The 8,077-nt window shown below is 32.6% G+C and carries 5 protein-coding genes; 2 read left to right on the top strand and 3 right to left on the bottom strand.

The window, feature by feature from the left end:
* Positions 1–103: 103 nt before the first annotated feature.
* The 3 genes from NK213_RS20670 to NK213_RS13180 form a co-directional block, all read right to left on the bottom strand.
* Entirely contained in the window at positions 104–3,343 is a 3,240-nt protein-coding gene (locus NK213_RS20670; protein WP_371926430.1) for a uracil-DNA glycosylase, read from the bottom strand.
* A 509-nt stretch (positions 3,344–3,852) separates the two neighbouring features.
* Positions 3,853–5,028: a cyclopropane-fatty-acyl-phospholipid synthase family protein gene (locus NK213_RS13185; RefSeq protein WP_253349910.1), complete on the bottom strand. Its 1,176-nt coding sequence runs from the start codon at positions 5,026–5,028 to the stop codon at positions 3,853–3,855.
* Positions 5,029–5,397: 369 nt separating this feature from the next.
* Positions 5,398–6,282: a LysR family transcriptional regulator gene (locus tag NK213_RS13180; protein ID WP_253349908.1), complete on the bottom strand. Its 885-nt coding sequence runs from the start codon at positions 6,280–6,282 to the stop codon at positions 5,398–5,400.
* 177 nt (positions 6,283–6,459) lie between these two features.
* Between NK213_RS13180 and NK213_RS13175 the strand changes: the two genes are divergently transcribed.
* The gene (locus NK213_RS13175; protein ID WP_253349906.1) at positions 6,460–7,485 is read left to right on the top strand and encodes a YeiH family protein; all 1,026 of its coding nucleotides are present in this window, start codon (positions 6,460–6,462) and stop codon (positions 7,483–7,485) included.
* Between the two features lie 179 nt (positions 7,486–7,664).
* Positions 7,665–7,991, top strand: a complete 327-nt coding sequence (locus NK213_RS13170) for a DUF1904 family protein (RefSeq protein ID WP_253349904.1) — start codon at positions 7,665–7,667, stop codon at positions 7,989–7,991.
* Positions 7,992–8,077: the final 86 nt, after the last annotated feature.

Genomic DNA, 8,077 nt, shown 5'->3' with positions numbered 1-8,077 from the left:
AATAGATAAATCAATATATGAAAAACAAATCTTTTATTATATCAGATTTAATTTACAGACTTTCTTGCACACTCCCTTTAATATTTCTATTCCTTCATCCTTTTCATAGCAAAAAATAATTTTTATCTTTTTGCAGTTTCTCCGCGAATTCTTTCATTAATCTTTCTCCGCTTTCAGGCGTATAATTATAATCTTTATCAAAGAAAAACTCTCTTGGAACAATATCATCCGTGCTAAAATCATAATAAGCCTTAAACCAGCTCGGATAAAAGTCTATTTCAAAATGGAGCCTTGCCTTTTCCAGAACCATATCCAGCCATTCGTTAAATAATTTCTTTTTTGCTCCGGATAAAACAAGTCTGGCAAAAACAACCACAGAAACAATATTACTTCCGTTATAATGTCTTCTGGTAAGTTTCTCTATATAGTAAATTATGTCATCAACTGCGCCAACTTCAAGTTTTTCTTTCTCACTAAGACCTGACTGCTCTGCTTTATCATTATAATAACCTATATCATGAGACATTTTTGATCGGTCAAGTTTCTCTGCGGAATATGTAAAAGCGTAAAGAGCCTCTATTTTTTGAAAAACAATTTCCATATTCATATATGGAGAAGCTGTTTCATATGTCCTCCAAAAAATCCACTCAAATATGGCTGCTGATAAACTCACATAAAAGTTATTTTGAAGACCTCCTGTATATTCATAAACTTTGCTGTGGTGATCGTTCAAATAATAATCATCAAAAGCCCGGCTGAAATTTTCATTCATTTTAGCTTTAACCCCTTTAATTTTCGCCTCTAATAAAAAATCATTCGGAATACGATTAAAGTCATATTTCTGCCCTTTTTCTAAAAACACAATATCATCTTTAATATTTTTAGGAAAAATAATTTCTCCGTTATCAGCTATAACAGCAAATTCATATCTCTCCCTGTCCTCATCTTTTAACGAAACTTCAAAATAATCTCTTTCATAATCCACACTGTTTTTCAAATATGAAAATTCCCCGTAACTTCCCGCTGAAATATGATTCTTATCAATTAAATCATAAAACTGCCACTCACTTCTGAATATATTCCAAAGCCATTTTCCTCCGGGTGAATTCTGCCACTTTCCTTTTTCCTTATTATATTTTTTGTAATCATATCCTATTCTAACAAAGGAATCTTCTGTAAAAAGTCCGTTTTCTCCGACAAGCATAACACTTTCATCTTCTTTTTGAACAACTCCGTAGCCTTTCATAATAAATCCTGCATTTTCATACTCAAACGGCACGATTACTTCATTTTTTCTGTTAATAAAGCCCCATTTCCCGTTTAGCTGGGCTGCTGCAATTCCACCCCAGAAAAAAGCACTCGTTTCATCATAAATCGGCTCAATAAAAACTTTCCCTTTTGAATCCCTAAATCCGACTTTTCCCTCAAAGCTAAAGTTTATACTATCTTCGATTATTTCTCTTTCCATATTTATTTCTATATTTTCTGCTATATTATCATCACTGTCGACACAGACCCATCTGTTTTCCTCTTGTAAGAACTTTGGATAATATTTATTATTATTTATATCAATATATAAAAAGTCATCACCATCATCACCTAAAAGGGCAAATGCAACACCATTTTTAAATTTGGAAATCACATTATATTCAAATGGAATAACAGTTTCCCCTTTGGTATTAATAACTCCCATCCGGTCATTTTCATCCCCGACACGGCAAAGCCCGCCGTCAAACCCCATGTTAACATACTGCTGATACTTATGATCAATGACAAGCTCTCCTTTTGTATTTAAAAAACCAACTTTTTTATCTATACAAACAGGGGCTAAACCATCCTCAAAATCTCCGGCATCATCAAAAATCACATCTGTTATTTCTTTCCCGTTTTCATCTAAAAATGTCCATTGACGATCAGGGTTCTGCATTTGGACTCCCGGTGATTCCATAACAAACTTCGGACTTAACCTTGCTCTTATAAAGTCATTATGAATTTGTCCCATATCCCCGTATTTAAACTCTGTCAGCTGTTCCCCAAGGGGTGAAAAAAGAGCATATGCATAATCAAAAGCTTTTCCTGTTTTACTATATATTTTAAAATAGCCGTTTCCCGCATCTTCAATTCTATGATATATCGGAGGAATAATTTCATTGCCGTTTTTATCATAAACGGCAGTATCCCCGTAACTTTTCATTTTAGCTAAGTAACAATTATCACCAATGATTTTGTACTCATAAAATTTCGGCGGTATAATTTCTTTTCCTTTTGAATTCATAAAACCAATTCCATTTTTTGTAAAAATCTGAAAACCTTTTTCATGCATTTCTGTAGTGTATTTTGAAATATGTGAATATTCCGGTTCATGCAAAACTTCCCCGTCTAAATTTATAAGCCCTGTTAACCCGTTATTTTTTACCCGTAGAAAGTTCTTTACCAGTCCGCATATTCTGTCATACCCTTGTTTTGTCAGTTTTTCGTCTTTTTCATTTATTAAAAACCATTTTCCATTTTCTTTTAATCTATATCGGTTTTCTGCTATTTCAATTTTCATACCTTCGGTATCTTCTTCTGTATTTATTGCCTTTTTCTCTGATTCCTTTGTTTGTACTTTAGGCTTGGGCTCTTTTTTGGTTTTAGCTGGTTTTTTTAATGGTTTAGTTTTGGGCGTACTCCCGTCTAGTTCAGGAATTTCCCAATTTACAGCACCACGTCCTTCTTTTTCAAGAAATGTATTTGTCTGTGAAAAAGGTTTGCTTCCGAAGAAACCTCCGTTTGCAGCTAATGGAGACGGATGAATTCCCTTTATAAGTAAATGCTTTGGATTGGTAATTCCTTTTGCTGCATTAATTGCATGATTACCCCATAAAATAAAAACAAGCGGTTTATCATAGTTATTTAAAACATCCAAAACTTTTTTCGTAAACTTATTCCATCCAAAACTCTTATGGCTGGCAGCTTTTCCCGCTTCTACACTCCAGCTGGTATTCATTAAAAGTACCCCTTCTTTTGCCCATGAAATCAAGTATCCATGACTCGGGGGCTTTATTCCCAGATCAGATTCTAATTCTTTATATATATTTTTAAGACTCGGCGGAACTTTAATATTTGGCTTAACGGAAAAACTCATTCCATGAGCCTGATTTTCCCCGTGATACGGATCCTGCCCCAAAATAACCACCTTTATGTCTTCATACGGACATAAATCAAAGCATGAAAACATGTCTTCTTCTTTTGGATAAACATCTGTTATTTTTCTGGCTTGTTCTACTTTATTCATAATTTCAATAAAATATTGTTCTTTTTTCTCCTGATCTAAAAATTCTTTCCAGTTTTTCATAATCACTCTCCTTAATGGTAATGTTCATCAATCACAATTTTAATTTCCATACTCCCGAACTTATTTTTTAATTCTTTCCGGGTGTGTCTGAAATTTTTGCCGAAGCTCTCTGATGTATAATTTATAATATCAATTTTTTTATTTTTCATGCTGATGTATATATGTTTAAAACTCCCTGTTTACATAAAAGAAGCTTTTTAACATTCTGTACTTTTCGTATTTCTATCAGCAATTCTTATTAAACCTTAATATCATTTCAAGTAATTCTAGATAAATAATAACATTTTATATTATACATTATCAAGTGTGAAGTTCTGGTTTACACCTCTGTCTTATTTATAGAAACACTGTAAATAAAGATAGAAAGCAAGTTAAAAAGACTGGCTTATGTATAATCACATAAGCCAGTCTCATAAAATTTTAGAAATAACCGGCAGCAATTAGCGATTTCTTTACGAAATACCGTACCAGTTTGGAATAATTCCGGTTTCTTTATAAATTTATAAAAATTATCATTATTTTTCCATATACTCTCGTGTCCAGGGCAATGAATTTACAGCACCTTTAGAAAATAATATCTGCTGAATATCTATATTTCCCACTTGAAATGAAGCTGAGCAGGAATTCAGGTACAAACGCCACATTCTTATAAATGTTTCGTCCTTTGTTTTTCTGATAATATCCAGAGCTTTCTCAAAATTAGCTGCCCAGCATTTTAATGTTTTTGCATAGTGCAGTCTGAGACTCTCAAGATCTATTACCATAAAATTATTTTCTGCTATATCTGTTATTACTTCCTTTGTTCCGGGAACATATCCGCCGGGGAAAATATACTTATTTATCCACTCATTATATGATCCGTCATTTTTCCCTGTTATTGAGTGGACAAGTGATAAAGAATTATCATTTAAAAGTTCGTCTATCTTCTTGAAATACCCGTCAAGATTTTCTTTTCCCACATGTTCCAGCATCCCTATACTTACGATTCTGTCAAATTTCTCATGTTTTAATTCTCTATAGTCTTCCAGTCTTACTTCTACAAGGTTCTCAAGCCCTTGATCCTTGATTTTCTTTTGTGTTTCAGCATACTGTTCCTTGCTTAAGGTAATTCCCACACATTTTACCCCGTATTCCTTGGCTGCCTTAATAATCAATGTTCCCCATCCGCATCCTATATCCAGAAGTTTCTGACCTTCCTTCAGAGACAGCTTATTCAGAACATGCTCTACTTTATGCAGCTGTGCATCTTCCAGTGTATCTTCGGGCTCTTTAAAGTAAGCACACGAGTATGTCATTGATTTATCCAGCCACAGCTTATAAAAATCATTACCGATATCATAATGATGTTCTATATTCTGTTTTGATTTTTTCAGGCGGTTAAATCCGCTTCTCAGTATTTTCAGGGTTTTATGTTCCTTGTTTAGAAAGCTGTCTTTGTTATTATATATAGATTCCACCAGTTCTTCAATATTACCTTCTACTTTTATTCTTCCATCCATATAGGCTTCCCCGAAAGCTACCGAATAATCATCTGTCACATCTGATATTCCAATATCTTCACCAATAAAAAGTTTGAATTTCGGCTCTCCCGAACCATATTTTTTTTCTTCTCCATCCCAATATTTTACAACTACAGTATCACTGAACATACTTTTAAGAATTTTATCAAACAGTATCTTCTTTGTGTCCATTTTCTCAAACTCTCCTTTCTCAGCTACTTATTGTATATTAATTATAGCACCATTTTTGTATATTACAGTATAATCATATGTAAAAATATAGTTAATAACTTAATATAAAAATAAATTTATAAATTAATTATATGTTATAATTTTTTTGTATAACTAAATTATTATGCTGAATTTTGGGAATTTAAAAATAAAAACTTTGAAGATTGATACTAATTTTATTTTATAATTTTAACTTTTGTTTATACAAAAACAAAACCATTTATAAAAAAATTCACTGCATTAAAATTGTCCAACTAATTTTAAATATCATTGAATTTTTTTTATTTTTTTACCAGTTTAAAATTAGGGTATTTCAAAGAAAAAATTTTTTTACCTGAAACTTTTCAAGAGCTTGTACCATTTCAAATATTCTTTTTTATATATACTGTCTTTCAAAAATACAAAATTAAATTCATATTGTTCAGAAAAGCCTGTAATATTTATTCTGCTTAGTTTTTTTTCTGCCAGCTCTTTTTCTACTGCGGCTTTATATAAAAATGTTATCCCTAAATTTTTTTTCACCAGTTCTTTTATTACATTTATATTCCCAATCTCACATTTTTTTGTAAAGTTTTGAATGCCGAGGTTATGTCTGTATAATATCTGCTCGAATATATCCCGTGTTCCTGAACCTTTTTCACGGAGTATAATCCGCTCGCCGAGTATCTCTTTTAATGTCACCTGTTTATTTTTCAGCCCTGAATCAGGAGAACAAACCGCCACGAATTCCTCTTCGGAAAATGTAACAGAATCATATTTTGTTTTCTCAAAAAATCCTTCCAGAATTACGAAATTTATCTCGCCGTTTTTTAATTTTTCCAGTAAAACTTTAGTATTTTCCACAGACATAGTAACAGAAGAGCCGGGATATTTACAGAGCAGCTTCCTAAGTATGCCGGGCATCACATATTCCCCCACTGTAAGCGTAGTACCAAATGATACCGAAATACTCTCTGTGTCCTTTTCAGCAAGGATATCCCTTATTTTTTTATTATCAGCACTCATAGTCATCGCATAGTCATACAAAAGTTTTCCTTCTCTTGTAAGAGACAGATTTTTTTTCTCATAATTAAAAAGTTTTACATCATAGTAATTTTCCAGAAATTTTATGTGCTGTGTTACTGCCGGCTGTGTTATATGTAAAAATTCGGCTGTTTTAGTATAATTTCCTATTCTGCATAATGCAAGAAATGTTTCATGTCTAAAATCCAGCATACTTTCTCCTTCTATAATTTCATTTTATGTATTTATAATATTTTATAATTTTATCTTATCACAAAAAAATGTTAGTATCAATATACTGTAAAATGTCCCCTGACTGACTAAATTCCAATTTTTCAAATCCTCACAATGTCAGGGGATTCTTAATGCAGACATAAAAGGAGATAAAAAATGAAATTAATTAAAAAATACGCCTCAGGTATAATACTGACATTTATTCTTGCATATATAGGAATCTTTTTCAGCAGTTTTATTCCGTATAACCTCATAAGCGGAAGTGTTTTTGCACTTCTTGCCGGAATGATTCTGAACCCTTATATTTCTGAATTCAGCTTTTTCAAAACAGGAATAAATTTTGTTTCAAAACAGATACTGAGATTTTCTATTATACTAATGGGTCTTACTCTTAGTTTTTCACAGGTTCTGCAGGTAGGAAAATATTCTCTTATTGTTATGGTTTTTACTCTGTTTACAGCTTTTGGCGGCGGATGGCTTATAGGGAAGCTTTTTGGCATGAACTGGAAATTGTCGGGACTTATTTCTGCGGGAACAGGTATATGCGGAGGTTCTGCCATTGCTGCTATTGCTCCCGCCATAGATGCGGATATCAGAGATATTGCTTATGCTATTTCGGCTACATTTATTTTTGATATTTTTATGGTTATTCTGTTTCCTATTGCCGGGAGATATTTTGGAATGTCAGATATAGGCTACGGTTTGTGGACAGGAACAGCGGTAAATGATACTTCGTCTGTTGTTGCCGCAGGGTACGCTTTTTCTGATGCTGCCGGCGGTTTTGCAGTCATTGTAAAACTTACCCGTACTCTTTCTATTATTCCTGCTGTACTTATATTTTCAATTATAAATAAATATGCAGAATCCAAGAAAGCTGTTTCACAAACAGATATCCAGAAGAAAGAAAAAATCTCGCTGAAAAATATCTTTCCGTTTTTTATTCTGTTATTTTTAGTTATGGTAGGAATAAAAAGTACAGGTATAATTCCAGAAAAAGCAAGCTCTATGGTTTCACATATCAGTAAATATCTTATGGTAATGGCTCTTGGCGCTATAGGACTCAGAACCAATTTTCGGGAGGTTGCACATTCAGGATTCAAGCCTATGCTTCACGGATTTATTATCTCAATGCTTGTAGTGGTAGTTTCTTTTTGTGTACAGATATTTTTAGGACAGGTATAATTTATAAAAAAAATTTTTCTCAAAAATACTATATCTTGTATCCGCCGCTTTCCATATTCTGGATATATTGTGTTTTTCCCTAAAAACTCTGAATTCTGTGCATAAATAATCCTTTTTGCCTATTGATTTAAACACTGCGGCATGATAAAATTCAAATAAAAACAAAAGGAGTAAAAAACATGCCACACATAAGAGTTCGGGGAGCAGAAAAAGAAAAAGTCAGAGATTTTACCGCAGGTCTGGCAGATGAACTGGGAATTATCGCTGAGTGTCCAGCTGACTGGTTTACATTTGAATATGTGGAAACTACTTTCTTTTTTGACGGAAAAGAAGATGACGGCCTTGTTTTTATTGAGGTTTTATGGTTTGACAGGAATTCAGAAGCTAGAGACAAAATAGCGGCTCTGTTTACCGAAAGATGGAAAAAAATAACGGATAAAATAGTTACTATAGTATTTAATCCTTTGATAGAAAATATGTATTACGAAGACGGGGTTCATTTTTAATGAGCCTTTTTTAAAAATAAACAGCAAGAAAATTAATTTGTTTGTATAAAGTTAATGAGGTATAATTTATTACTAAAATTTCTTAA

Source organism: Sebaldella sp. S0638 (assembly GCF_024158605.1).
Taxonomy (GTDB): Bacteria; Fusobacteriota; Fusobacteriia; order Fusobacteriales; family Leptotrichiaceae; genus Sebaldella.
Note: the sequence above shows the minus strand (reverse complement) of the source record. Positions and strands in the feature narration are given on the sequence as shown.